This is a genomic window from Albidovulum inexpectatum (assembly GCF_002927635.1).
GTDB classification, from domain to species: Bacteria; Pseudomonadota; Alphaproteobacteria; order Rhodobacterales; family Rhodobacteraceae; genus Albidovulum; species Albidovulum inexpectatum.
Genome location: NZ_PRDS01000003.1, coordinates 288375 through 310531, shown reverse-complemented (window position 1 = coordinate 310531; position 22157 = coordinate 288375). Strand labels below are relative to the sequence as shown.

General features: G+C 63.4%; 22 protein-coding genes and 1 tRNA gene. 12 read left to right on the top strand and 11 right to left on the bottom strand.

All coding sequences use genetic code 11. From position 1 onward, the window contains the following. Nucleotides 1-6: 6 nt before the first annotated feature. The 6 genes from LV82_RS07025 to LV82_RS07000 form a co-directional block, all read right to left on the bottom strand. Nucleotides 7-609 carry a hypothetical protein gene (locus LV82_RS07025; RefSeq protein WP_104070251.1) on the bottom strand — a complete coding sequence of 201 codons (603 nt, stop codon included), beginning with the start codon at nt 607-609 and terminating at the stop codon, nt 7-9. Between the two features lie 13 nt (nt 610-622). Continuing rightward, complete coding sequence (locus LV82_RS07020) at nt 623-1501, bottom strand: ATP-binding protein (protein ID WP_104070250.1); 879 nt, start codon at nt 1499-1501, stop codon at nt 623-625. Then, the gene (locus LV82_RS07015) at nt 1498-1986 is read right to left on the bottom strand and encodes a hypothetical protein (protein ID WP_104070248.1); all 489 of its coding nucleotides are present in this window, start codon (nt 1984-1986) and stop codon (nt 1498-1500) included. Before LV82_RS07015 ends, LV82_RS07020 begins: the two co-directional genes overlap by 4 nt. 29 nt (nt 1987-2015) lie before the next feature. Next, entirely contained in the window at nt 2016-2378 is a 363-nt protein-coding gene (locus tag LV82_RS07010) for a hypothetical protein (protein WP_245873095.1), read from the bottom strand. Beyond that, on the bottom strand, nt 2378-2584 hold the full coding sequence (locus LV82_RS07005; RefSeq protein ID WP_104070247.1) for a helix-turn-helix transcriptional regulator: 207 nt from the start codon (nt 2582-2584) through the stop codon (nt 2378-2380). Before LV82_RS07005 ends, LV82_RS07010 begins: the two co-directional genes overlap by 1 nt. A gap of 211 nt (nt 2585-2795) precedes the next feature. Next, the gene (locus LV82_RS07000; RefSeq protein ID WP_104070245.1) at nt 2796-3479 is read right to left on the bottom strand and encodes a hypothetical protein; all 684 of its coding nucleotides are present in this window, start codon (nt 3477-3479) and stop codon (nt 2796-2798) included. Nucleotides 3480-3589: 110 nt separating this feature from the next. Here LV82_RS07000 and LV82_RS06995 point away from each other — a divergent pair, with 110 nt between their 5' ends. From LV82_RS06995 to LV82_RS06960, 9 genes are all read left to right on the top strand, one after another. After that, the gene (locus LV82_RS06995; protein ID WP_104070244.1) at nt 3590-4267 is read left to right on the top strand and encodes an XRE family transcriptional regulator; all 678 of its coding nucleotides are present in this window, start codon (nt 3590-3592) and stop codon (nt 4265-4267) included. 75 nt (nt 4268-4342) lie between these two features. After that, a complete protein-coding gene (locus LV82_RS06990) occupies nt 4343-6040 on the top strand; it encodes a hypothetical protein (protein WP_104070242.1) in 1698 nt (565 codons plus the stop codon). After that, the gene (locus LV82_RS06985) at nt 6037-7782 is read left to right on the top strand and encodes a hypothetical protein (protein ID WP_146065136.1); all 1746 of its coding nucleotides are present in this window, start codon (nt 6037-6039) and stop codon (nt 7780-7782) included. The genes LV82_RS06990 and LV82_RS06985 overlap by 4 nt, the downstream gene beginning before the upstream one ends. 250 nt (nt 7783-8032) lie before the next feature. Beyond that, on the top strand, nt 8033-8251 hold the full coding sequence (locus LV82_RS14765; protein ID WP_146065135.1) for a hypothetical protein: 219 nt from the start codon (nt 8033-8035) through the stop codon (nt 8249-8251). Beyond that, entirely contained in the window at nt 8248-8724 is a 477-nt protein-coding gene (locus LV82_RS06980) for a DUF2924 domain-containing protein (RefSeq protein ID WP_104070239.1), read from the top strand. Before LV82_RS14765 ends, LV82_RS06980 begins: the two co-directional genes overlap by 4 nt. Next, complete coding sequence (locus LV82_RS06975; RefSeq protein WP_104070238.1) at nt 8721-10040, top strand: recombinase family protein; 1320 nt, start codon at nt 8721-8723, stop codon at nt 10038-10040. The genes LV82_RS06980 and LV82_RS06975 overlap by 4 nt, the downstream gene beginning before the upstream one ends. Next, entirely contained in the window at nt 10040-10426 is a 387-nt protein-coding gene (locus LV82_RS06970; RefSeq protein ID WP_104070236.1) for a hypothetical protein, read from the top strand. Before LV82_RS06975 ends, LV82_RS06970 begins: the two co-directional genes overlap by 1 nt. Nucleotides 10427-10579: 153 nt before the next feature. Then, the gene (locus LV82_RS06965; RefSeq protein ID WP_104070235.1) at nt 10580-12052 is read left to right on the top strand and encodes a hypothetical protein; all 1473 of its coding nucleotides are present in this window, start codon (nt 10580-10582) and stop codon (nt 12050-12052) included. After that, a complete protein-coding gene (locus tag LV82_RS06960; RefSeq protein WP_104070233.1) occupies nt 12049-14379 on the top strand; it encodes a phospholipase D-like domain-containing protein in 2331 nt (776 codons plus the stop codon). Before LV82_RS06965 ends, LV82_RS06960 begins: the two co-directional genes overlap by 4 nt. Before the next feature lie 19 nt (nt 14380-14398). Here LV82_RS06960 and LV82_RS06955 read toward each other — a convergent pair whose 3' ends face one another. The 4 genes from LV82_RS06955 to LV82_RS06945 all read right to left on the bottom strand — a co-directional run bounded on the left by LV82_RS06955 (nt 14399) and on the right by LV82_RS06945 (nt 18924). Beyond that, nucleotides 14399-15229, bottom strand: coding sequence for a protein NO VEIN domain-containing protein (locus LV82_RS06955; protein WP_104070232.1), 831 nt, complete (start codon nt 15227-15229; stop codon nt 14399-14401). 429 nt (nt 15230-15658) lie between these two features. Next, complete coding sequence (gene terL, locus LV82_RS06950) at nt 15659-17125, bottom strand: phage terminase large subunit (RefSeq protein ID WP_170063368.1); 1467 nt, start codon at nt 17123-17125, stop codon at nt 15659-15661. Then, nucleotides 17112-17543 carry a DUF5681 domain-containing protein gene (locus LV82_RS14865; RefSeq protein WP_170063367.1) on the bottom strand — a complete coding sequence of 144 codons (432 nt, stop codon included), beginning with the start codon at nt 17541-17543 and terminating at the stop codon, nt 17112-17114. The genes terL and LV82_RS14865 overlap by 14 nt, the downstream gene beginning before the upstream one ends. Further along, nucleotides 17536-18924: a site-specific DNA-methyltransferase gene (locus LV82_RS06945; protein WP_245873094.1), complete on the bottom strand. Its 1389-nt coding sequence runs from the start codon at nt 18922-18924 to the stop codon at nt 17536-17538. The genes LV82_RS14865 and LV82_RS06945 overlap by 8 nt, the downstream gene beginning before the upstream one ends. Nucleotides 18925-19348: 424 nt before the next feature. On the opposite strand from LV82_RS06945, the gene LV82_RS06940 reads away from it, so the two are divergent. From LV82_RS06940 to LV82_RS06930, 3 genes are read left to right on the top strand one after another with little or no spacing between them, the layout of a single operon-like run. Continuing rightward, nucleotides 19349-19576 (top strand): DUF3489 domain-containing protein, encoded by a 228-nt coding sequence (locus LV82_RS06940; protein ID WP_104070227.1) that lies wholly within the window; start codon nt 19349-19351, stop codon nt 19574-19576. Further along, the gene (locus tag LV82_RS06935; RefSeq protein ID WP_245873093.1) at nt 19573-19989 is read left to right on the top strand and encodes a DUF2924 domain-containing protein; all 417 of its coding nucleotides are present in this window, start codon (nt 19573-19575) and stop codon (nt 19987-19989) included. Before LV82_RS06940 ends, LV82_RS06935 begins: the two co-directional genes overlap by 4 nt. Then, the gene (locus LV82_RS06930; protein WP_104070226.1) at nt 19986-21662 is read left to right on the top strand and encodes a recombinase family protein; all 1677 of its coding nucleotides are present in this window, start codon (nt 19986-19988) and stop codon (nt 21660-21662) included. Before LV82_RS06935 ends, LV82_RS06930 begins: the two co-directional genes overlap by 4 nt. 366 nt (nt 21663-22028) lie before the next feature. Here the strand turns inward: LV82_RS06930 and LV82_RS06925 are convergent. Then, nucleotides 22029-22118: transfer RNA gene (locus LV82_RS06925), tRNA-Ser, on the bottom strand. Between the last annotated feature and the right edge of the window lie 39 nt (nt 22119-22157).

The following is a 22157-nucleotide window of genomic DNA, read 5'->3' as shown; positions in this document are numbered from 1 at the left end:
GTGCCCTCACTCGGCCCAGGACGGGCGGCCCGGGGTTGCCGGGGCGGTGGGTTGCCGCGCGGTCGAAGACTGCGGCGCAGGTTGCGCAGGCGGCTGATAACCGTGCCCTGCCGTCCCCATGATCCGGGCATAATCCCGATGTTCCGGCGTCACCGCCCCGCGGATCTCGTTCTTCTCCTCGCCCATGGCGTCGGTGCCGATATCGATCCGGGCGACGAACTCCAGCCCATCGAGATCGGCAAAGCCGCTGATCCGCCGCGCCGCCTGTGCCTCGGGCGACTGTTCCTTGTCGGAAATCCCTCGCGCCGAGTTCAGCATGCCGCGGATGAGGCTGCGGCCCATGTTGGCCCAGTCCGGCCCTTTAGGGCTGTAAAGGCCAATCAGCGTGAAGATCTTGCGCCGGGCATAGGGCCCCTCAAGCACGGTGAACTCGCCGTTGAGATACACGGCACCGGTCGCGCCACGGGTGGCATAGCCCCCAGTCCAGCCCTGCGCGGGGTCGTCGAAGCCGCCGGGGCGGATCGTCAGCCGCACCTTGGCGAGCGTGCCCTTGGGGATGAGGTTTGCGTTGGATTGGGCGTCGTTGAAGTCGTTCCACAGGCCAGACATGGCATTGGTCCTTTCAGTTGGAGGGATCGGCTTGAGGTGTGTCGGTGGGCGCCGGGATGGTCGGCGGGTCGATCACCAGCGGGCGCGCATCGAGCGGCAGAAGCTGGTGGATCTTGTCGATCAGGCGCCCCAGGTCGGGAGGCTCGAGCATCTCCAGCCGACCGGAGCGGTCCTTGGCCGGATAGCCCCATGGGTTCTGCGTCTGGCAGACGAAGACGCGCCGCGGCACGCCCTGATCGTCGGGCAGCGCGGTCAGCGTCAGCACCTCGTCGACGATGCCGGGCAGTTCGAGGCCCGTCTTCGAGCCGTCGATCTGCGGCACGAAGACCTTGCGATTGAAGTCGTCGAGCTTCTCGTCGAGGATGCCGACGAAGATCACGTTCTTCGCCCGGGTGTGCTGGAGATGGGTGAGCCAGGCGATCATCTCGCGCCCGTGCAGCCCGTAGGCGCCGCGCACGTCGGGCTTGCCGGTCTTCTCCGAATGCGCCTCGGGCTGTCCCTTGCACCACTGGAAACACAGCCGGCCAGCCACGGTGATCGAGTCGACGAAGATCGTGTCGTATTTGTCGAGCGCGGCGGGGTCGCCGAACTTCACGCAGACCGCCTCGAAATGCGCCCGGCTGTAGGCTTGGTCGTCGCGGAGCGCCGGGTTCGGCCCGCCGATGAACACCGCGAAATCCCGGCATTCGGTCCAGGTGCGCGGGCGGATCGTATCGATCGCCAGCCCCTCGACGGCGAGATCGCCTGCTTCGAGATCGAAGAACAGCGTCGTGCTTGCCTTGAGCGTGCGCAACAGCGTGGTCTTGCCGATCCCGCTCGCCCCGAAGATTGCCGCCTTCACGCCGCGCATCTCGGCCAACCGCTGATCGGCGGTGATGATGGGTAGGGTCATTGATCCGCCCCTTCCGGCTTGATCTCGACCTTCAGCGCGCCGGGACGCACGGTGCGGGCAGGTTCGAATCCGGCACGGATCGCCTCGGGCCAGGCGGCGTATTTGCGCTCGGGCACCCTGTAGGTGACATTGACATATTGGGCGGGATCGTCGCCGGCCGCGCGGATGCGCTCGACCATCGCGGCGAGTTGTTCCTGGTCCCAATCCACCCGCTTGGGCAGGTCGGCGACCACGGTAAAGTCGCCATCGGCGATGCGCACGGTGCCGGTGTCCTTGCCGCAGGCGCGGCGGGCCTCGGCGGCACGAGAGCCGTAGCGGACGTCCAGCGCGGCGTTGAACCGTGCGGTGACGGCGCGCATCTGGCGCGCGGCCTCGGCGATCTCGCGCTGCATGGCGGCGAGCAATTCGACCGGAAGCTGGGCGATCTCGCCGGTGGGCTGGTTGAGCAACTCGTCGATGCTCGGGGTGTTCTCGGGGTATGGCATGGTGGTCTCCGGTGTTGGGGGGATTTGTGTCAGGCGGCTTCAAGCAGCCGCATGGAGAGCGGCGCGCCGGGCGGGCCCGGCCTGGGGCGGGCAATGGCGATGTAGGCGAATTCGTCGGGGCCGAGCCGGGTCTGCACGAGATGCACGAGCCCCTGGTCCGCGGCGCGCATGGCCGCCGCCGCCACCTGTTGCAGGCTGCGCTGCTGCTCGGACGAGAGCCGCGAGACGACCGAGGTCGCATCCACCGCGAGAAAGCCTCGGTGATAGACCAGCGTTTCGCCGGGCTCGGCCTGCGCGATCCAGGCGCAGAGCCCGACCTCGTCGAGCCCGGGGCCGTTCAGCCCGTGGATCGGCACCACCTCGGCCTCGGTGATGGGCGACAGGCGTCCCATCACGCCGCTCCCGGCGTGGTGTCGGCGGTTTGTTGCAGCTGAACCTGCTCGAAGGCGATGATGTCCTCGAGCCGATAGACCACCCGGCCGCCGATCTTCATGTAGGCGGGGCCTTCACCTGCCCACCGCCAGCGTTCCAGCGTGCGGTGGGAAATGGTCCAGCGCCGGGCGAGTTCCTTCTGGTTGAGACAATGTGGTTTCCGCATCGTGCTTCCCCTCGTTGATGGCTTCGGGGAAGTGATGCCAAATCCCGCTAGGGGATGTCGTCAGGATCAGCGGGGGATGCAGAGGGGGATCACTTGCGCCTTGCGGCAGTGGGGTTTCCGGTCAGCTGGGGGATGAGTGATCCCCCACCATCCCCCAGCCGATCCCCCTTTGGCGCGATCCGCGAGTCGGATCGTGAGGGAAAAAGCCGACTCAGTCGACGTTCAGGCGATAGCCGCCCTTGCGGTCCGAACGGATCAGCTGGCGCCAGTTCTTCTTCGACTTGAACACGTCCGCCATGCGCAGGCTCTTCGAGCCGGCCATGCTGAGGATCGCCTTGCCGTTCTGCCAGGGCTCGCCCGCCTGCGCCGCCGCGTGCAGCGCGCGCACCACCTCGGCCTGGATCGGGCCAAGCTTGAAGCGGTAGCCGTTGCAGCGCACGTCCTGGTAATCGGCGGAGACGATGAAGGTGTTCTCCTCGCCTGCTCCCGAACGACCGGAGAATCCGGATTGAATCTCAAAGCGATCTCGCTCATCCCGCCGCAGCAGGAGATCCCCGATCATCACGAGGACCGGCTCAGCGACGTCCTGCACAACCGCGTAACCGGCTCGGTCGGTGCGGAACGCGCTCACATGGATCTGGCCACAGCGAAACAGCTGAAAGACGTCCTGCGCGTGCAGATCCAGCAGGCCGTTGTAGCGGGTCTGCTCCCACGGCACCGGGAAATGTTCCCCCTCCGGCGTCTCCTCGAAATCGCCGAACTCGATCGGCACGCCGAAGACCCGCACCGACAGCCGCAGCCTGTCGTTCTCGGCGAGATAGATGAGGTCATCCTCGCTGATCGACCAGCGCTCCAGGATCTCGGGCAGCGTGAAATACAGCTTCTCGATATGCACGCGCGCCCTCCGAATCCCGCCCCGATTGTTTACCCTTTGTTCCTATTCGCTTGACGCCTCACGTTCAATCCTGTTTTATCCTATTCTATCCACAACCCGCTGGGGACAACATGACCTTGCATCACACACTGGCCGACCGTCTCAGGGCCCGCGCGCACCAGCTCGGGCTCAGCCCCGCGCATGTGGCCGAGATGGCCGGGGTCAACCGCTCCTTCGTCTACGACATCCTGCGGGGCCGTTCGACCCGTCCGAACGTCGAGCGCCTTGGCGCCGTCGCGCGGGTTCTGAAGGTGGAACGGGACTGGCTGATCCACGGCATCGGCGATGTCGAGGGCACGCCCCCCTTCATCGAGAACCCCGACGAGGCCTTCGTCTCCATCGCCCACGCAAGCCCGCGCCCGTCCATGGGCGGCGGCGCGGTGGTGCAGGATCACGAGGACAGCGCCGGCCGCGCCTATCACTTCCGTCGCTCCTGGATAAAGGGCAGCCTCGGCGCCAGCCCCTCGCAGCTGCGCATCATGCATGTGGAAGGCGACAGCATGGCACCGACGCTTCTGAGCGGCGACACGGTGCTGGTCGACATGGCCCGCCGCACCCCCAACCCGCCCGGCATCTTCGTGCTGGACGACGGCATGGGGCTGGTCGCCAAGCGGCTGGAGCACATCCCCAACAGCGACCCGCCCGCCGTGCGCGTCATCTCGGACAATCCCGTCTACAGCCCCTATGAACGAACGGCCGACGAAATCTACATCGTCGGCCGCATTCGTTGGTTCGCGCGGGAGTTGTGAACTGAACCCTTTGTAGGATACCAACAGGACGTGCCATTGCTTCGGCGTGGAGCGGAACCTAAGCAGTGTTGGAGGGTGAATTTGCACGAAATTGAACAGAGGATTGTCGCGCAGGGGTTCTTTCGCACCTTGCAGGAGCTCGATCGCACTGACCGCAAAGATGAAAATTTAATCAGGGCGATTGCGGAAGCTGCTTCACGACGTAATGTTCTTCTGTCCCAACAGGACTTGGATTTCCTCCGCAAGCTTTCAGGAACTGATTTCTTTGATATCCAAATAATTGCTTGCGAGATCATTCCATTCTTAGACGCGGCACCCAACGAAGTGATGAATTTGGTACATTTGCTTGTGGAGAAAGGCGGAGATGATCTCGCTGCAAATCAGCCAAACGCAGCGTTCCGACAATGGTGTGAATCCGACAAGAGACGGGCCCAGGAGATAATTTCATCTGCGCGCGCCGGTGATTCATTGTCGCTTCGTCATCTCGTATTTGCATTAGAAAGCAAGGACGACTTCCAGGAAGCGATGCGCTCCGCCGAAGCCATAGGCGAAGAACGAACGGCGGGTGTGCTCGCCCTTTCCCGGATGGCGCTCACGCTAGCCGAGGCGGAGCAGGCCGTTGCCTACATATTGGGAATAGCGGAGAGTTGTGAAGCTGAGGGGGCCGCCGCACTTATCAAGGCTGCTCTGGACATAGCCGCCAAACATGAAGATCTAGACCGAGCGGAGTTTGCTGAAGCGTTCGATCGAACGGCAGAAAGCGATTACCCAATAAGCGTTCACCTAATGGCCAACGCATTGAACATGCATCTGAACCAGATGTGCCCAGAAGAAGTTCAGAGATGCCTGGAGGGCATCCTTAAGGTGAACCCAGAAAACAGAGGCACAATTCAAGAAATCGACTCAGCACTGCGTCGCCTTTGGAAATCAAACCCACAGCAGGCGGGCCAGACGGCTGCAAATCTTATCGCCCGTACTGAAGGAGCTATCGGCAAAGACGAACTGCAGGGATTCTTTTCGGCAACAGTGTCAGGTGATCGCAAGAGTCTTGCGACGCTTGCGACCAGCTGGCTTTTGGAAGGAAATTATCATGTGTGCTCAACGCTAACGTCACACCTCTCCGAGATAAACCGAACTTCTCCTTGCGTCGATATTCAGCCAGCAGACCTGCCTCTCGACCCCATCGATCAGGTTTTCTTATGCCGAAAAGCCATTGGCTTCTTGTTTCTTTCGCCCATGACCGCCGCATCTTGGATAGTCGCGGTCCTCAGGGCCGGGAATCCGGAAGCTACAAGGGAAGTAGCAGACTTACTCTTCGACCCATTGCTGTTGAACTATGGTGGCGCGCTCAAGGACTGGCTTGAGAGTATCAACGGCACTGATGGCCCTGAAACAAAAGCCATTAGCTCCGCCATCCACCAGGCAAATAAGCTGTTGGACGGATTTGAGGCGGCCCGTGAGGTTGTCGAGTTGGAGCCACAAGCGTCTCAGAGGGCTCTTGTTCGCTTTCAAGAAGCAGAAGAAGCAGCCCGGATTCAAGAAATGGCCAGAGAGAAATCAATTTTCGCACAGATTGTGACGACGCAATCGCTGCTCTATGGCGATCAGTCGAGTTTCAGCATGAAAGACGGTGAAGGCAATCGCTGCTCCCAGGCGGTGCACATGGCTGAAATGTCTGTCAGCAGTGAACTTCCAAAGGGAGTTATTTTCGACCCGGTCGGGACTGAATGGTTGCTAGAGAGGTTCCGCCATGAGCAGAGGGTGATCGCGTGAAGCTCCTCGTTCGACAGCATCTGCAAGGCATGAAGGAGCGCGGAGAGCTAGACGTTCTGCTGCCGCTGCTCCTCAGCGAATTGGGCTACGAAATCGTTCATCATCCAAGAATTGGTGGACGGCAAGCAGGCGTCGATGTCGCTGCTGTTGGCCCTGATCCTGACGCGGATGGAGCGAAGTCACTTTTGCTATTTGTTATCAAAGCTGGCGACGTAGGGCGCGTAGACTGGGACGGAACGTTGCAGGCGGTACGTCCATCTTTGGGAGAGGTTCTAGACGACTACATTCCAAATCGGGTTCCCCAGCAGTATCGCAGCCTGCCAGTGGCGATATGCGTTTGCATGGGAGGGGAGATCCAAGAGGGAATCCGGGCGCAATGGCGCGGGTTTGTTGAGCGCCATTCAACAGAAACACTCCGCATACGTGAGTGGAACGGCGATCGTCTGGCAAATTTGATCCTGTCGGGCATCCTTGGACAAGAGCTACTTGATCCTGACCATCGCTCGCACTTCCAGAAGGCGGTAGCCCTGGTGAGCGAGCCGGGAGAGTCATACCGAAATTTCCGGGCGCTACTGGATGCCCTCACCGAGAGTATTGAAACCGACCGGCAAGGCACAAAACGCCTCCGGCAAATGATGATTTGCCTCTGGATCGTCGTAAGTAACGGTATTGATGCGGGTAATCTCGACGCACCTTACCGGGCATGCGAGTTGGCGATGCTGCATGCCTGGGATGCGTTCCGGCGCTGCCCCGAAAGTGCGAGGGTCCGACGCGCAGAACGTCAGGAGATTCTTGACCACGTTCTTTCACTCTACCTCAACGTAAGTAACAAGCTGATAGTCGAGAAAGTCGGGCCGCATACAGTGAAGCAGAACGCGCTTTCGGCTGCTGTCCGTTCACGGTCTTCGCTCGACGTCAACCTGGCATTGTTCGAGACCCTAGGACGTGCCGCACTTCTGGGACTATGGCACCATTATATCGCTTGCTCGAGCGAAGGTGACCGACAGGGCGAACACCTCAAACTGCGCGACCAGATCCTTGACCTCGCAATTTCCATGATCAACACGAATCCAAGCTTGCTTGCCCCGATGCGAGACGATCATCACATCGAGATTGGTATGCTAATGCTTCTGGCCCAAGGTTGCGGCCGCGTGCATGATGTTGACCACTATTTTCGTGAGGTAGCATCCCGGCTTTCGTATCGATATATCCGCCGTTCGCATTGGGTGACCTACTTCCAAGATTATCGTCAGTTGGCCCGCCATCCGATAAGTCGCGACGACGCCTATTTTGAGCGCTCCACGTGCGGGAGTGTTCTTGTTCCTTTCGTCCTCGTTGGGCTAGAGCGCCTCTCAGCGACGGACGAAGTGAAAGCTTTCAGAGATGTCGTGGGCCGTGTACTTTCTCATATGACCAAGCAGGTATGGGTTCCCAGTGAACAGACGGATAATTTCATCTGGCGAACTGGCGAAACGATAGGGTTCGGCATTCCAATTACAGAGGTCAACACTGACGACAGCGATACATCGTTATCAGATGAAATTGACGCACTCGTCACCGAACATGATCAGATTCTTCGAATGGAAGCTTTTGTACGCGGTTTAGTCCCGTTGTTCATGACCGCGTGTCGGCATCATCGCGTACCTTTGCCGCCACATCTCTGGTTCCAGGTCGACAACGCCAACCAGAGGAAAAAGGACGTAGTGGCGAGGAAAGCCGACGATCAGCTGGGAAATGTCTGATCGGGAAAAACACGTTCGCTCTCAAACTGCCGCTCAGAGCATTGCCTTCAGTCCGAGATTCTTCACCCAATGGGTCAACATGGCCTGATACCGAGGTGAAAGGTCTAACCCCGCCAATGATGATCAGGCATGGCAAACACGAGCAAGCTCTTTGAGTTTCGCATCCCTACGACAACCCTCTGATTTCTCTTGAAATCCTTCCCCTCGCGCGGCGAACACGGAGCAAACTGCCTCAGGAGGTTCGCTCCCCATGCCCGACGATTTGTCCTTCGCGCCGCCCGCCGAGACGCTCACCGCCAACCAGCGGCTCGCTGAACTGGCCGAGATCCTCGCCGGCGCCGTTTCGCGCGCCAACCCGGCGAAACCTAACGATAATTCTCCCACCGACCCAGACAGTTCGCTGGACATTCTCGCCCTCAGACGCCGTCGTCGGAGGCAGTTGCGAAACCGAGTTGGAGGCGAGGAATGAGGCACACAAGATCGAATGGAAGCTCCACAGGACGGCCCGACGTCCTGGCCGAGCTGATGGCCCTGCGGGCGATGAGCGTGGCGCAGTTGCGCGAGAAATGGGAGGCGCTGTTCGACGCGCCTGCGCCCAATGGCAGCCGCGGCAATCTCGAGCTTCGACTGGGCTACCGCATCCAGGAACTGGCCCTCGGCGGGCTGGGGCGCGAGACCCGGCGCACGCTCGATGTGCTGGCCGAGGAGGTCGCCGCCGGCAAGCTGGGCGGCATGGTCTCGGATCCGCGCAAACCCGCCCCCGGCACCAAGCTGGTGCGCGAATGGGAGGGTGAAGAGCATGTCGTCACCGTGCTGGCGGACGGGTTCGAATGGCAGGGGCGGCGCTTCAAGTCGCTCTCGGCCGCCGTGCGCGCCATCACCGGCGTGAACTGGAACGGCTGGCGCTTCTTCGGCCTCGACCGGACGGGAGGGGTGAAATGACCGCGCGACAAACGCCCGCGCGCCGCCTGCGCTGCGCCGTCTACACCCGCAAGTCCACCGAGGAAGGGCTCGACATGGAGTTCAACAGCCTCGATGCGCAGCGCGAGGCCTGCGAGGCCTACATCGCCAGCCAGCGCGCCGAGGGCTGGGCCTGCCTGCGGGACCGCTACGACGACGGCGGGTTTTCCGGCGGTACGCTCGACCGCCCGGCGCTGAAGCAGCTGATCGCCGACATCGAGGACGGGCTGGTGGACGTGGTGGTGGTCTACAAGATTGACCGCCTCAGCCGCGCGCTGATGGATTTCTCGAAGCTGGTGGAGATCTTCGACCGCCACGGCGTGACCTTCGTCTCGGTCACCCAGTCCTTCAACACCACCACCTCCATGGGGCGGTTGACGCTCAACATCCTGCTCAGCTTCGCCCAGTTCGAACGTGAGGTGATCGGCGAGCGCATCCGCGACAAGGTGGCCGCCTCGAAGAAGAAGGGCATGTGGATGGGCGGCTTCGTCCCGCTCGGCTATGACGCCGTTGACCGCAAGCTGGTCATCAACCCGGCCGAGGCCGAGAACGTTCGCACCATCTTCGAGCTTTTCGCGCGGTCCGAGACCACGGCCTCGGTCGTGCGCGAACTGGACGCGCGCGGCATCCGCTCCAAGCGCGGCCGGCCCATCGACCGCGGCGCGCTCTACAAGCTTTTGCACAACCGCATCTATCGTGGCGAGATCACCCACAAGGGCGCGACCTATCCCGGCGCGCATGAGGCGATCATCAGCCCCGAGTTGTGGGACGCCGCCCATGCCGTTCTCAAGGGCAACACGCATGCCCGCGCCGGGCGCACCCGGGCGGCCGCGCCAGCCCTTTTGCGCGGGCTGATCTTCACCCAGACCGGCGCCGCGATGACGCCGCATCACACCAAGCGCAAGGGCAAGCGCTATTGCTATTACACTTCGATGGACGTGATCCGGGGCCGGCCAAGGGCCGAGCTGCGCGGGCCGCAACGGCTGCCGGCGGCGATGGTCGAGGAAGCGGTGATCGCCGAAGTGCGGCGGATGCTGCGCACGCCCGAGGTCGTGGCGCGCACGGCACGGGCACTGAAGAAGGAACGCGCGGATCTCGACGAGAACACCGTCGTCGCCACGCTCGCGCAATTCGATGACATGTGGGCCGCGCTGATCCCAGCCGAACAGGCGCGCGTGGTGCAGCTCCTGGTCGCGCGCGTAACGGTCGGCGAGGACGGCATGGACATCGACCTGCGCCATGACGGGCTCGGCGCCTTGGCGAGCCTGCTGACGCCCGAAGCAGAGGACGCAGCCTGATGCCCACGCAAGACACGATCCGCGTCCACGTGCCGCTCACCTTGCGCAAGCGCGGCGGCCGCCCGCGCATCCTGCCGCCCAAGGACACGGAGGCCGCAACGCCCACCGGTCAGGATCCCCGCCTCCTGCGCGCCATCGGACGGGCTTGGCGCTGGCGGAAGATGCTTGAGGCCGGCGAGGTCGCCACGCTCACCGATCTCGCCGCCGACGAAGGTCTCTCCGACCGCTACCTCAGCCGCCTCACACGCCTCGCCTGGCTGGCGCCCGAGGTACTCGAACGCCTCGTCGTCCACCGCGAACCCTGCGCGATCACCATCTACGAGCTTTGCCTGATCGCCTCGCTACCATGGGAGGAGCAGGTGGAGCGGGTGTTTGAGGATAATTGAAACCAATACCTATTCCAATGACCGTCTCCAAGTTCTACTCTCAGTTGCACGTGACGAGTGGAGTAGATCAAATTGCTAGACCAGAATGAATTTCAACCTGGCTTTCCCCAATGGACCGAACTTGGTCAGGTCACAGGCCTTGATCCGTTGGGAATGCAACGACCCATTGAAGTCGTCTATCAGTCTCTCTTGCCTGGAATCAGCACCATCACTCTACGTTTGCGCTATTATTCGTTCTTCCCTTGGCTTCTCGACGCCTACGCGCGCCGAAGCGGAAGCACCGCTTTGGAAGATTTCCGGATCTTCCAGCGGCGTGCCGAGGCGCTGTTTGCGCTGATATGCGCGCGTGGCGACTATGAACCTGGTGTCGCTGGAATCGAATGGGCTTTGCGCGCTGTGAGTGGCATCGGCAGCGACCCGAGTATGGACCAGATCATCGATTTTTCGGACGGTGCCGCTCCTGATGCGAGTCCTGACAATCGTTACCTGAAGAACAAGGGGGGCGCATTTGGCGGCATTTACGCCAGCCAGTTGCGCGAAATGAATCTCATCCGAATGGATGATCCCGATCTTCCGGTTCCATATTGCTTAAACGCGGCCATGCCTCTGGCGGAAGCGATGCAGAACGAACTGGGCGATCTGGCGGAAGTGTTCCTTGCCGCAGTCGAAGAAGGTCGCGTCACCGTTGAAGATCTGGATCGGCTCGCGCCCTTAAAGCCTTCTCGCATCCGCGAAGGAAGTTCGGAGCAGGCAGCCCTCGTTGCGATATTGACCGGCAGGCAACAGAATGCCGGTGCGTCCGACGCCCTTCGACGTCAAACTCTGCTCAAGCTTCTGGAACTATCCAAAGCCCTCGGTCGGGCGCCCCGCGCAGACGACGCCAAATGGGCATGGTTCGAAACGAATGATCGTGACCGCTCCGATGACGACAACGGGGTTTTGGGGCTCTGGTCTCTGTATCAGGCAAGCGACCTCATGCGTCTGGCCTATGAGGGTATTTTGTCGGCCGGGTTGCGCATACTGAACCGCGCTCCTTTCAGTCGCCAACCTCTAACCACGCTTGTGGCAGACATTGCCGAGTTCTCCGGTATCGATGCGACAGAATCGTGGTCCGACACGCTTACCGCCCTTTCCGCGAAAGCAGCGCCGGAAACGACCGCCAGGAATGCGCAGGCCAGACTCTTGGATGCAGAAAAGACAGGCGAGGACGCGGACGAAATCCGCGCCGCGCTCGAACTGATCGGAGCGCTATGGGCCAAGCGCGAAGACTATCGACCCGAGACCATGCGGTGGCTCCGGGCGGCGGACCACTTCCGTTCATACGCCACTGAACTGCGCTACTTCGAGGACCTCCTGGACCGTCCGACTGGGTCGGCCTTGAGCGCAATCATTTCCGAAAGGATCATCAAACGGCATCTGTGGGTTGCGTCGCGAAAATTCCGCAATCAAAGGGCTTATACCTTTCTGATGGAGCCGGACGACGGCATGCTGCGATACCGCACCGGCTTCACGGTTTCCCCGAGCAGTCCGCGGATCGACCAGGCGGTCCAGTTCCTGAGAGACGCAAAATTGCTGAACGATGACGGACCGACGACTTTGGGTTTGAGTGAAATCGAGCGGCAATGAAATACTACGACGTTTTTGGAGAAAGCGGATATGATTCCGCGTTCTTGACGACTTACGCCTTTTCAGCCCAGGCGTTCGAGGATGTGCCGTTCCCGCGCCTGAGGGGCGCTGGGTGCCGGAATATTTCGGTGTTGGCAGATCAGGGCATGGTAAACACCAGCTTCGAAGAATTCGGTCCGCCGCGCTTTGCCGGCACGCTCTATCATGTCGTCAAGATTTCCGTACCAGGCGCGTTCCATCCCAAAATCACGTTGCTGAGCGGGGCGGAAAAGGGCCGCTTGCTGATTGGTTCGGCCAACCTCACGGGCCTGGGGCTGGGCGGAAATCGTGAACTGATTGCCGACATTCCATATACTGCCGAGCGGCCAGAATACTTGCACATTTTCGGGCAAGCTCTGCGCTATATCGCGGGTCATGTTCCCAGCGACGATCCGTGGTTTTCTTCCGCGCTCGAGCGTGCATTCAGGCAGTCGCGATGGCTGCAGACGGCGTATCTTGATGAAACAAGTGAAGATCTGGAGGATTTGAAGCTAATCATCGACCGGCCAGACGAAGCCATCCTTGGGCAGATCGTAAAGGCGATCGGCGGAGATCCGATCGAACGGCTGATCGTGATTTCGCCGTTCTGGGATGAAGGGTTAGAAGGGCTCAGGCGGCTTCGCAACGCTCTTGGAAATCCTGAAACCGATCTGCTGGTGCAGTCTTCGGCGGGGCAATTCCCGGTGGAGAGCGTGACGCGACATGACAAGTTAAGGCTTTTCGATGCTGCCGTTGACGGGTCCGCGAGATTCGTCCACGCGAAACTTTTCCTCGCACGGGGCGCGACGTGGGATCACGTCATATCAGGCAGCATGAACTGCTCGTTTCCGGCACTGCTCGGGCCCGAGGCATCCAATGGCAATGCCGAGGCAGGAATCTACAAGCGCGTCATCCGCGGCGCCGCTCTGACCACGCTTGGGTTGGAGGGATATGAGGACCACCCCCTGCAGTTCTCGGACCTTCCACCGAAAGATCAAAGGGCATCTGTACTCTCGTCCCCGCCCGATCCGGCAGACGCTGGCACATTCGAGTTGCACGCGTGTAGGCTGACATGGCGGCCGCCGGTGCACGGCGCCTTCGACGCACGTGAAATCCGGCTTCTCGACCGGGACGGGTCAGAGACAGGCCAGGTTCTCGAGATCGGTGCCGCCTCGGGCAAAAACTGGGAAATTGATCCCGATTTGCCGCGCCCTCGGCTCGCGGTGGTCGTGGCGACGGACGGCACCCGTTCCGCGCCGACATACGTGATAGATCTCGATGTGCTGGCCTCGTCAACACGTCCCGTACAGCGGGGACGCAAACGCAGGATTATTGATGAACTGGAAGAACTGGAGCAGGAGGACCTGACCATTCTCGAGGCGTTGAACGAATTGGAGATGCTCGACGATCCTTCTCAGAATGAAATATCTGCCCAGAGCAAACCGCACGCGAAAGAAACATCGACCGACTCGGAAAACAAGGACCACAAGGTCCTTCCATATGAAGCATTCGTGCAAGCCCGAAATCGTGCTCGTGAGCAGGATCAACATCGTCCCCATTGGGTCGCTGGCCGGGGAGAAACCGCGGCCAGCGTTATCAACGCCTGCTTGAACCGCCTCGTGGGTTTGGTATCCGAAGATTTTTCAGAGGCGGACGAACGCGCCTTGATGCAGGATGCCTCCACGGATCTTCGCACGACCGAGCCTTCGCAAGACGACGAGAATACGGCGGAAAGTCACGATAACTCTGTTTCCAAGCAAGAAAAATCTGCGCAGCGCGCACGCGCAAAGGCGACAGCTAGGAAGTTCCTGGAAGCCGTTCAATCATTCGAAAAGCGGACCGCATCGTTGAAGAAAAAAAGGATCACCACTGCCGAGCTCGTCAGACTGCGCGCCTTGCTTCAGGTTGTCATGGCAAGCGCGGTGCCGATATCGGGCGCATCGCGGGCGCATCAGGTGCTCACGCTGAACTCAAAGGATGGTACCGAGTGGCCCCGCCTGATCGGCCGTCTGCTCTTGCAGCACTTCGGCACGATCCGCGCTCTCCAGTTGCTCGATGTAGAAGCAGATGAAGCCGAACACACCCGCGTTCTCGACTATCTCGCCACAGCCAGATTTGCTGCGCGCGCGGCGGTCAAGGGCGCTTCTGCCAGCCCCGCCCTGGCTCCGATCCAAAGGAAACTCAAAGAAATAGCCGCCGACATCGATACGCAAGTCAAAGCCATCTCAAAGGGCAACGATTCCGACTCAGCCTCTTTGGCTGGCCTCGAAGAGAAGCTGGAGACGAGGTTCGGTTACCTCTTTTCGTGAGGAAGATTTCACTTTGCCTTCAATGAAAGCTCGCCTCAAATGTCGTCGGCGTCAGCGAGACATGCGCATCGAGCGGCGGGCGTAGTTCGAACGCTTTGGGCTCGCGGGAAAACCGGTAGAGCCGGAACAGGCACCATTCCTTGCGCCGCTCCTCGGCAACGGCCAGTTCGTTGCGGCTGATGTAGAACGGTGTGCGTTCCCATCCGTTCGTCGTCTTCACCTCGATAAGCCGCGACTGGCCATCCGGTGCGAAGCTGGCAATGTCATAACCCGCGCCGTCGCCATCCTCCTCCGACACCCATCGCACCTTGCGCGCCAGGTCATCCCGCCCGGCGGCCTTGAGCGTGGCCCGCTCATGCGCCAGCACGCGTTCCTCGCCGGCACGGCCCAAGGCGCGGTTGCGCTCGTCCCGGCCCGCGACGTCGAACTTGGCGGCCACATGCAGCATCTGCTCCAGCTCCTGCGGCGGCGGCTGGTTCGAGAGCGTCGGCGCCGGACCGACCCAGAGCGGCGCGGCCTCGTGCAACCCGGCGGCGGTTTTCGGCATCCGCCCCAGCCAAGCCGGGTTGAGCGCCAGCCATCGTGCCACCGCATCGATCAGGGATGTCTGGAAGTTGAACGCGGGCTTGTAACCGGGGATCCAATCCTCGCCCAGCCCCTTCAAGACCGCGCTGATGTTCTGGTGCTTGAACTCGACAGAGCCTTCAGTCCGGCCGTTCAAGAGCGGCAGGAGCGCACGGCGATGTTCGGCCTTGTTGTAGGGCCGCTCGGCCAGATCATCGGCCAGCATCGCGAAGTAATCCGCGACGATCAGGTCGTTTTCTTCATCGGTCCAGGGCGCTTTCGACATCGCGGCCAGGCTAGAGACGGATTGCGCGTTTGTCATCAAGGCTTTCGCGGGCGGACGGGAGACATATGCCGTCATCCCTACGCACCAGCCTGCCACCAGCCCCAGCCACTACGCCTCCTGTTGGTTCGCGCCATGTTCCCCTCGTAGGCATTGGAGACAGGGGGCGAAGTTTTGGCGGGGTTGAAACTCAGGTCATTGAAAACGCTTGTGAAAATCACACCGAACCGAATTGCGCGAGGTTCGCTCGACCAGAGACCAAGGGCGGTTCAGAGACCGAAACCGGGGGTGCAGCCCGTCTCAGAGGTTCGGACCCAATCCGCAAACCCCTTTGAAAACAGGGAAAATTCCGGCGCTGACCGGGGGTGTTGCAAGTTTCGCAATGGTGATGGTGGCGGCCCGAGAGGGATTCGAACCGCCGGGACCGCCCGCTCACGGCCTCCTCCGGATATCCCTTCTCCGCCGTTCCTTGAGCGGGTGCTCGGGCCGCAGGGCGCGCAGGAAGCCGCGGGTCCTGGACCAGTTGAGGAACTGGCTGAAGCTGTCGACCTGGTCGTCATTGCGGCCGCGGGGGAAGGCCTGGAGCTCGTGGCGGAAGGCGGGCAGCCAGGGGGCCTCGCGGGGCAGCATGACCTTGCCCTCCTGGACGGGTGCGCAGGCGGCGGAGAAGCGGGTCTCCTTGTTCTGATCGGGCCTGATCGCGACGAAGCGCCGGTCCCGCCCGGCCCGGGCCAACTCGTCGAGAAGGGGCTTTCCGGTCGCGGCGTCCTCGATGAGGATCTTCTCCGGCGCCCATTGCCGGTCCAGTGCCATCACCCGTGCCCGGAGGTCCGGGTAATCGAGCTGCCCCCGCCAGAGATCGAGCAGGTGCCAGTGCGGGTGCAGGTAGCCCCAGGTGGTGCAGACCGACCAGTCGGACCTTGGGTCCGCCGACATGCCCGTGTCCCAGCTTTGCACGATGAGCTGGTAGCGGGCCCGCGGCAGGGCCTCGTCCCAGGTTCCGAACCATTCCCAGCGCAGCGGCGAGCCCTCGGGGGCCACAGGGTTCTGCTGGTACTGGCAGTTGAAGACGGCGCTGCCCATTTCCCGGCGCATCCGGTCCAGCGTCTCGCGGTCGAGCCGCTCGGGGAAGAGCAGATCGCCCGGGCGGCGCTCGTGCACCCGGCCCCGGCCGATGGCGACCCGCTCGTGGGTCTCGGCGATGGCGGGCAGGTTCAGGTGCCGGTAGGTGCCCTTGTCGATCAGGTAGCCCGGCGGGTCCATCTCGTGGAGCCGCTGCGCCACCATCACCACCCGCCCCTCGGAGGGGTTGTCGAAGCGCGAGAGCAGCGTGCCCTCGATGAAGTCCTGCGCGCGGATCAGCTCGGCCTCCGAGGTGGCATCAGCGGCCTTCATCAGGTCATCGATGATGATGTGATCAGCGCCGTGGCCGGTCACCGCGCCCCCGATCGAGACCGCCTTGCGGCTGCCGCCGGAAGTGGTGCGGATCTCTTCGACGGTGTTGCCGGTGCGGGCAAGGCGGGTTGCGGGGAAGATCTCCTGGTACCATTGCGCCGAGATGATCTTGCGGCAGTCCTCGGCATGCTTGCGGGCAAGATCGAGCCCGTAGCTTGCCACGATGATCTTCGCCCCTGGTGCGTGGCCCAGAAGGAACGCGGGCCAGGCCACGGTGACCGACTTGAGGCAACGGGGCGGAATGGTGATCACCAGCCGCTTGTTCTCGCCCGCGCGCAAGGCCTCCAGCTCATGGCACATGGCGCGCACGTGCCAAGCCGGCACGAACTTCACGCCGGCCCCGGCATGCAGCGTGTCGAAGGCGCGCCAGAGGAAGGCGAAGAAGTCGTCGCGGCAAACCGCCAGCGCCGCCTGCCGGATGAGCGCGGGGTCAGGCTTCGTCATCGGCACCCTCCTCCGCGGTGTCGGTCGCAGCCCCCTTCTCAGACTGACCGAAGTAATCCCGCAGGATCTCGAAATCGACCGGCTCTGCCTGGGCCGCCTTGCCCGCCTCCTCGACCTGGTCGGCAACCGTGCCATAGAGCTGCGGGTCGAGCTTCAGCAGCGCCAGCAGCGCCTTCTTGTCACCCGTGAGCGCATCATTGGTCAGGCGCTTGGCCATGGCCTCGCCCTTGGTCAGTCGCAGCTCGCGATTTCCTTCCCGTATGGTGATCTTCGTCTCGAGTTCGCGCTTGAGGCTGGCCGTGAGCCCGCGGGCGCCCTTCGGCCGGCCTTTCGGGTTGCCCGACTGCCCCTTCCGGAACCGCGTGTGCTTCGGCGGCTTGCGGTAGCCCACCTCGTAGTCTGTCTTGCGCTCAGCCATCGGCAACCTCCTCTTGTGCCGCGGCCAGCCGCTCGGCGCGCTCGGCAAAGCGCTCACCCGTGACCGCCTCGCGGGCCTGCCCGCCGGTCATCTCCTGCCAGCGCCGGATCGCCACGTCGACATAAAGCGGGTCGAGCTCGATGAGCCGTGCCCGCCGGCCGGTGCGCTCGGCCGCAAGCAGCGTCGCGCCCGAGCCGCCGAAGGCATCGAGCACCACCTCGCCCCTGTGGCTCACGTCCATGATCGCATCGGCCACCAGCGCCGTGGGCTTGACCGTCGGGTGATCGGCCAGGTCCGCCTCCCGCCCGGCACCGAAGCTGTTGACCCCGGCATGGTCCCAGACATTGGTACGGTTGCGCCCATGCCGGCCCAGCTCGACGTTGTTCACATGCGCCCCGCCGGGCTTCTTGAAGATGCAGACGAGCTCGTGCTTGGAGCGGTAGAGGCTGCCCATCCCGCCGTTGGTCTTGTTCCAGACGCAGAGGTTGATCAGCTCGAACCCGGCCGACTTGCCCGCCCCGATCAATTCCTCGACGTGGCGCCAGTCCATGCAGACCATGGCGATGCCGCCCTTGGGCAGGTGGCGCTCGAGGTGGACGAGAAAGCCCCCGAGGAAGCGGCGGAACTCGTCCGCCGTCATCTCTCCCGAGGCCATGACGAATTCGCGATGCGCCCCGTTGCTCCCCGCGCGCACGTGACCCTGGACGGGCACGTTGTAGGGCGGATCGGTGAAGACCATGCGCGGCACCTCGCCCTCGAGGACCCGCGCGTAGCTCGCCGCATCGAGCGCGTCGCCACACAGAAGCCGGTGCGGCCCGAGGATCCAGAGATCCCCGGGACGGGCGATGGCCGGGCGATCGGGATCGGGCAGGTCCACCGTCTCGGGTTCCTCCTCCTCGGTGCCCGCACCGGCCAGCATGATGTCGATCTGGGGCATCTCGAAGCCGGTGATGTCGAGGCTGAAGTCGAGATCCCCCTCGATCCCGAGGTCGAGCAGGTCGGCGAACTCGATCCGCAGCGCCTCGACGTTCCACTCCGAGAGCTCGGCCAGCCGGTTGTCGGCGATGCGCAGGGCCCGCACCTCGGCCTCGGAGAGATGATCGGCGACCACGGTCGGCACCGTCTCAAGCCCAAGGGCCTTTGCCGCCTCGAAGCGCCCGTGCCCGGCGATGATCACGCCGGAGGCATCGACAAGGATCGGGGTGACGAAGCCGAACTGCGCCACCGAGGCCTTGAGCTTGGCGATGTTCTTCTCGGTATGGACGCGGTTGTTGTTGGCATAGGGCTTGAGCCTGGAGAGCGGGGTCTGGACCACCTTCTCGGCCATCCAGATGGTGGGCGGGCTGGCGGGTCCGCCACGCTGCGTGGGGCTTTGGCGCATGGGCACTCGTTCTCGTTCGGGCCGCCGCGGCGGCAGTGGATCTCTGGACCGCAGGCAGCCGGAGGGAGGGCGCGCCAAGCGCCTCCCCGGATCGCTGCAATCCGGTGACGAGCCCCGTGATCAAGGATGAGATCGGCTTGGGGCGGACTCCGGCACTATTGCCAGCAGGCCAAGCCCAAATACCTCGGGGTAGTCCCAAGATAAGCGATGCGGGTTATGCCTGCAAGTTATTGATTTTGTTGACATAGAATCTGGCACCTGCAATCCACACCCTTGATTTTCTTGGCAAGAAACCTGGGCGGCCAAAGAGGGCTGGACTTCCCGCGCAACGGAAGCATCCCTGTCACCACGCCCGACTGCCTCGGGCTCTCCTCGGTAGGAGGGGCCGCATCCCGCGGTCCCGCGACAGCCAGGGAGAAAACCCATGCCCAAATCACCACAGACCAAGATCGACACGGTGCGCTCCATGCTCGCGCGGCCCGCGGGGGCCAGCCTCGCGGCGCTCTGCAAGGCCACCGGCTGGCAGGCCCATTCGGTGCGCGCCGCGCTCAGCACCCTGCGCAAGAAGGGACTGCCGATCGAGCGCCGCGAAGGCGCGGACGGCAAGCCCGCCACCTGGCACATCCCCCGTGAGCCGGAGGCGAAGTCGTGAACTGGCCCGATGATGTCCGCAAACTGGAGGCCATGGACCGGCCCGCGCTCACCGCGCTCTGGCAGGAGCTGTTCGACACGCCCGTGCCCCGCGGTCTCAGCCAGCCCTTCCTGCGCCGCTTCATCGCTTTCGAACTACAGGCCCGCCGCCATGGCAGGCTGCCCCGCGCCGTCGCGGCCGCTATCGAGAAGGGCACGGGCGGCACGCCGCGCCGCGTCAGCCCGCGGCTGAAGCCCGGCGGGCGGCTCGTGCGCGAGTGGAACGGCGTGACCCATGTCGTCGACGTGACCGAGGACGGGTTTGCCTGGAACGGCCGGTCCTACCGCTCGCTCTCGGCCATCGCCCGGGCGATCACCGGCGCGCACTGGTCGGGACCGCGCTTCTTCGGGTTGAGCGGAAAGGCACAGGGATGACCACACCGCGCAAGATCCGCTGCGCGATCTACACGCGCAAGTCCTCCGACGATGGGCTCGACCAGGCATTCAACTCGCTCGATGCGCAGCGAGAGGCCTGCGCGGCCTATATTGCCAGCCAGCGCCACGAGGGCTGGAAGCTCCTCGCAACCCGCTACGACGACGGCGGCCTCTCCGGCGGCACGCTCGAGCGGCCCGCGCTCCAGCGCCTCCTCGCCGACATCGACGCGGGCCGCATCGACATGGTCGTCGTTTACAAGATCGACCGGCTCACCCGCTCGCTGGCTGACTTCGCACGGCTGGTGGAGCGCTTCGAGCAGGCCAGCTGCTCCTTTGTCTCGGTCACCCAGTCCTTCAACACCTCCTCCTCGATGGGCCGGCTGACGCTCAATGTGCTCCTGTCCTTTGCCCAGTTCGAGCGGGAGGTGACCGCCGAGCGCATCCGCGACAAGATCGCCGCCTCCAAGAAGAAGGGCCTCTGGATGGGCGGGACCGTGCCCCTTGGCTACGATCGCCACCCCGATCCCAACACCCGCGAGCTGGTGGTCAACGCGGACGAAGCCCGGACGGTACGCCGCCTCTTCACGCTTTACGCCGAGCATGGCTGCCTGCGCCGGGTCACCGAGGCCGCAGCGCGCGAGGGGCTGCGCTCCAAGCGCCGGGTTCGCGCCGATGGCACTCTCACCGGCGGCCGCCCGCTCTCGCGCGGGCAGATCCACTATCTCCTCTGCAACCCCGTCTATCGCGGCCAGATTCGCCACCGCGAGAAGGTCTGGCCGGGCCTACACGAACCCATCATCGAAGAAGGCCTCTGGACGGAGGTGCAGGAGAAGCTGCAGGCAGCGGCGCGGCGGCCGCGCGGCAGCAAGGAAGAGATCCCGGGCCGCTCGCAGTCGACCCAAGCCGTGCTCACCGGCAAGCTGCGCGACGAGACCGGCGACCGGCTCACCCCCACCCATACGAGCCGCCACGGGCGCCGGCTGCGCTACTACATCTCCAACCGCCTCGTCTCCGGCGGCCCAGACCCCAGCGGCTGGCGCCTGCCGGCCCCGGCGCTGGAGCGGGCGATCCGCGACGTGCTTTGCGACCACCTCGAGGAAGCTGCAGCGTCGCATCGTGTGCTGGCTTCGCCGGACGCGTCTCAGGACGCCGCGGTGGCCAAGGCGGTCGCCAACTTCGTCGGGCGCCTGCGCACGGATGCCGGCCCCGCGTGGGCCGACCTCATCGCGGAAGGCCGGCTTGCGCGGAACAGGGTCGCGATCGACCTCGACGCCAACAAGCTGGCCGAGGCGCTTGGCCTCACGGCCGAGGACCTCGCCCCCACCCTCTGCCACATCACCGCGCCGCTCCGCCTCCGCCGGCGCGGCGTCGAGACGAAGATCATCGCCGGCGAACCCGCACCCGCGCCCGACCCGCACCTGCGCGCCATGCTGATCCGCGCCCATGGCTGGGCCAGGGCGCTCAGGGCCGGGCGCCCGCTTTCCGAGATCGCCACGGCCGAAGGCGTCTCCGAGTCCTTCCTGCGCACCCGCGCGCAGCTCGCCTTCCTCGCACCAAAAATCCAGGCCGCGATCCTCGAGGGCACCCAGCCGCCGGAGCTCACGCTGAAGCGCCTGACCGAAAGGGCGCTGCCGCTCGACTGGGCCGCGCAGGAGCGGCTGTTCGGGGTCTGACGCGCGGCTCCCTGATACCGCGCAACGCTTCCCTGATCGCCCGCGAAAATTCCCTGTTCGTGCGGAGAAATTCCCTGTTCCGATGCGCAGGGAATTTGCCCGCAAGTCACTGCTGCGCCGTGCAGAATCCGCGTGCGCTTGTGGCGAAACGCGCGATTCCGGGCGAAATTCCCTGTTAATCGGCCGAAAACAGGGAAATCCCGCCCGAAACCGAACCCCGCTGTCAGGGCCTCTGAGACTTCGGGGGAATTCGGACGCAACACACGCCCCTGCAGCGGTCTCTGTCGGGGACCCAGTGAGGCAACCCGCGGAAATTGCGGGGGAATCCCGGCCGAGACCGGGTCAGGGAAAAGGGGCGGATGTGGGTGGCGGACGGTGAGGGATTCGAACCCTCGAGACGGTTTCCCGCCTACACACTTTCCAGGCGTGCGCCTTCGACCACTCGGCCAACCGTCCTGCTCACTGCCGGCATGTATAGCCAGCCTGACGGGCAGT

Excerpts from the sequence above, each read along its gene's own strand:
- LV82_RS06960 (WP_104070233.1), top strand. The coding sequence starts at position 12,049 with ATGAAATACTACGACGTTTTTGGAGAAAGCGGATATGATTCCGCGTTC.
- LV82_RS06970 (WP_104070236.1), top strand. The coding sequence starts at position 10,040 with ATGCCCACGCAAGACACGATCCGCGTCCACGTGCCGCTCACCTTGCGC.
- LV82_RS06945 (WP_245873094.1), bottom strand. The coding sequence starts at position 18,924 with ATGCGCCAAAGCCCCACGCAGCGTGGCGGACCCGCCAGCCCGCCCACC.
- LV82_RS07010 (WP_245873095.1), bottom strand. The coding sequence starts at position 2,378 with ATGGGACGCCTGTCGCCCATCACCGAGGCCGAGGTGGTGCCGATCCAC.
- LV82_RS14865 (WP_170063367.1), bottom strand. The coding sequence starts at position 17,543 with ATGGCTGAGCGCAAGACAGACTACGAGGTGGGCTACCGCAAGCCGCCG.
- LV82_RS06995 (WP_104070244.1), top strand. The coding sequence starts at position 3,590 with ATGACCTTGCATCACACACTGGCCGACCGTCTCAGGGCCCGCGCGCAC.
- terL (WP_170063368.1), bottom strand. The coding sequence starts at position 17,125 with ATGACGAAGCCTGACCCCGCGCTCATCCGGCAGGCGGCGCTGGCGGTT.
- LV82_RS07025 (WP_104070251.1), bottom strand. The coding sequence starts at position 609 with ATGTCTGGCCTGTGGAACGACTTCAACGACGCCCAATCCAACGCAAAC.
- LV82_RS06940 (WP_104070227.1), top strand. The coding sequence starts at position 19,349 with ATGCCCAAATCACCACAGACCAAGATCGACACGGTGCGCTCCATGCTC.
- LV82_RS14765 (WP_146065135.1), top strand. The coding sequence starts at position 8,033 with ATGCCCGACGATTTGTCCTTCGCGCCGCCCGCCGAGACGCTCACCGCC.
- LV82_RS07015 (WP_104070248.1), bottom strand. The coding sequence starts at position 1,986 with ATGCCATACCCCGAGAACACCCCGAGCATCGACGAGTTGCTCAACCAG.
- LV82_RS06955 (WP_104070232.1), bottom strand. The coding sequence starts at position 15,229 with ATGTCGAAAGCGCCCTGGACCGATGAAGAAAACGACCTGATCGTCGCG.
- LV82_RS06965 (WP_104070235.1), top strand. The coding sequence starts at position 10,580 with ATGCAACGACCCATTGAAGTCGTCTATCAGTCTCTCTTGCCTGGAATC.
- LV82_RS06980 (WP_104070239.1), top strand. The coding sequence starts at position 8,248 with ATGAGGCACACAAGATCGAATGGAAGCTCCACAGGACGGCCCGACGTC.
- LV82_RS07020 (WP_104070250.1), bottom strand. The coding sequence starts at position 1,501 with ATGACCCTACCCATCATCACCGCCGATCAGCGGTTGGCCGAGATGCGC.
- LV82_RS06930 (WP_104070226.1), top strand. The coding sequence starts at position 19,986 with ATGACCACACCGCGCAAGATCCGCTGCGCGATCTACACGCGCAAGTCC.
- LV82_RS06975 (WP_104070238.1), top strand. The coding sequence starts at position 8,721 with ATGACCGCGCGACAAACGCCCGCGCGCCGCCTGCGCTGCGCCGTCTAC.
- LV82_RS07005 (WP_104070247.1), bottom strand. The coding sequence starts at position 2,584 with ATGCGGAAACCACATTGTCTCAACCAGAAGGAACTCGCCCGGCGCTGG.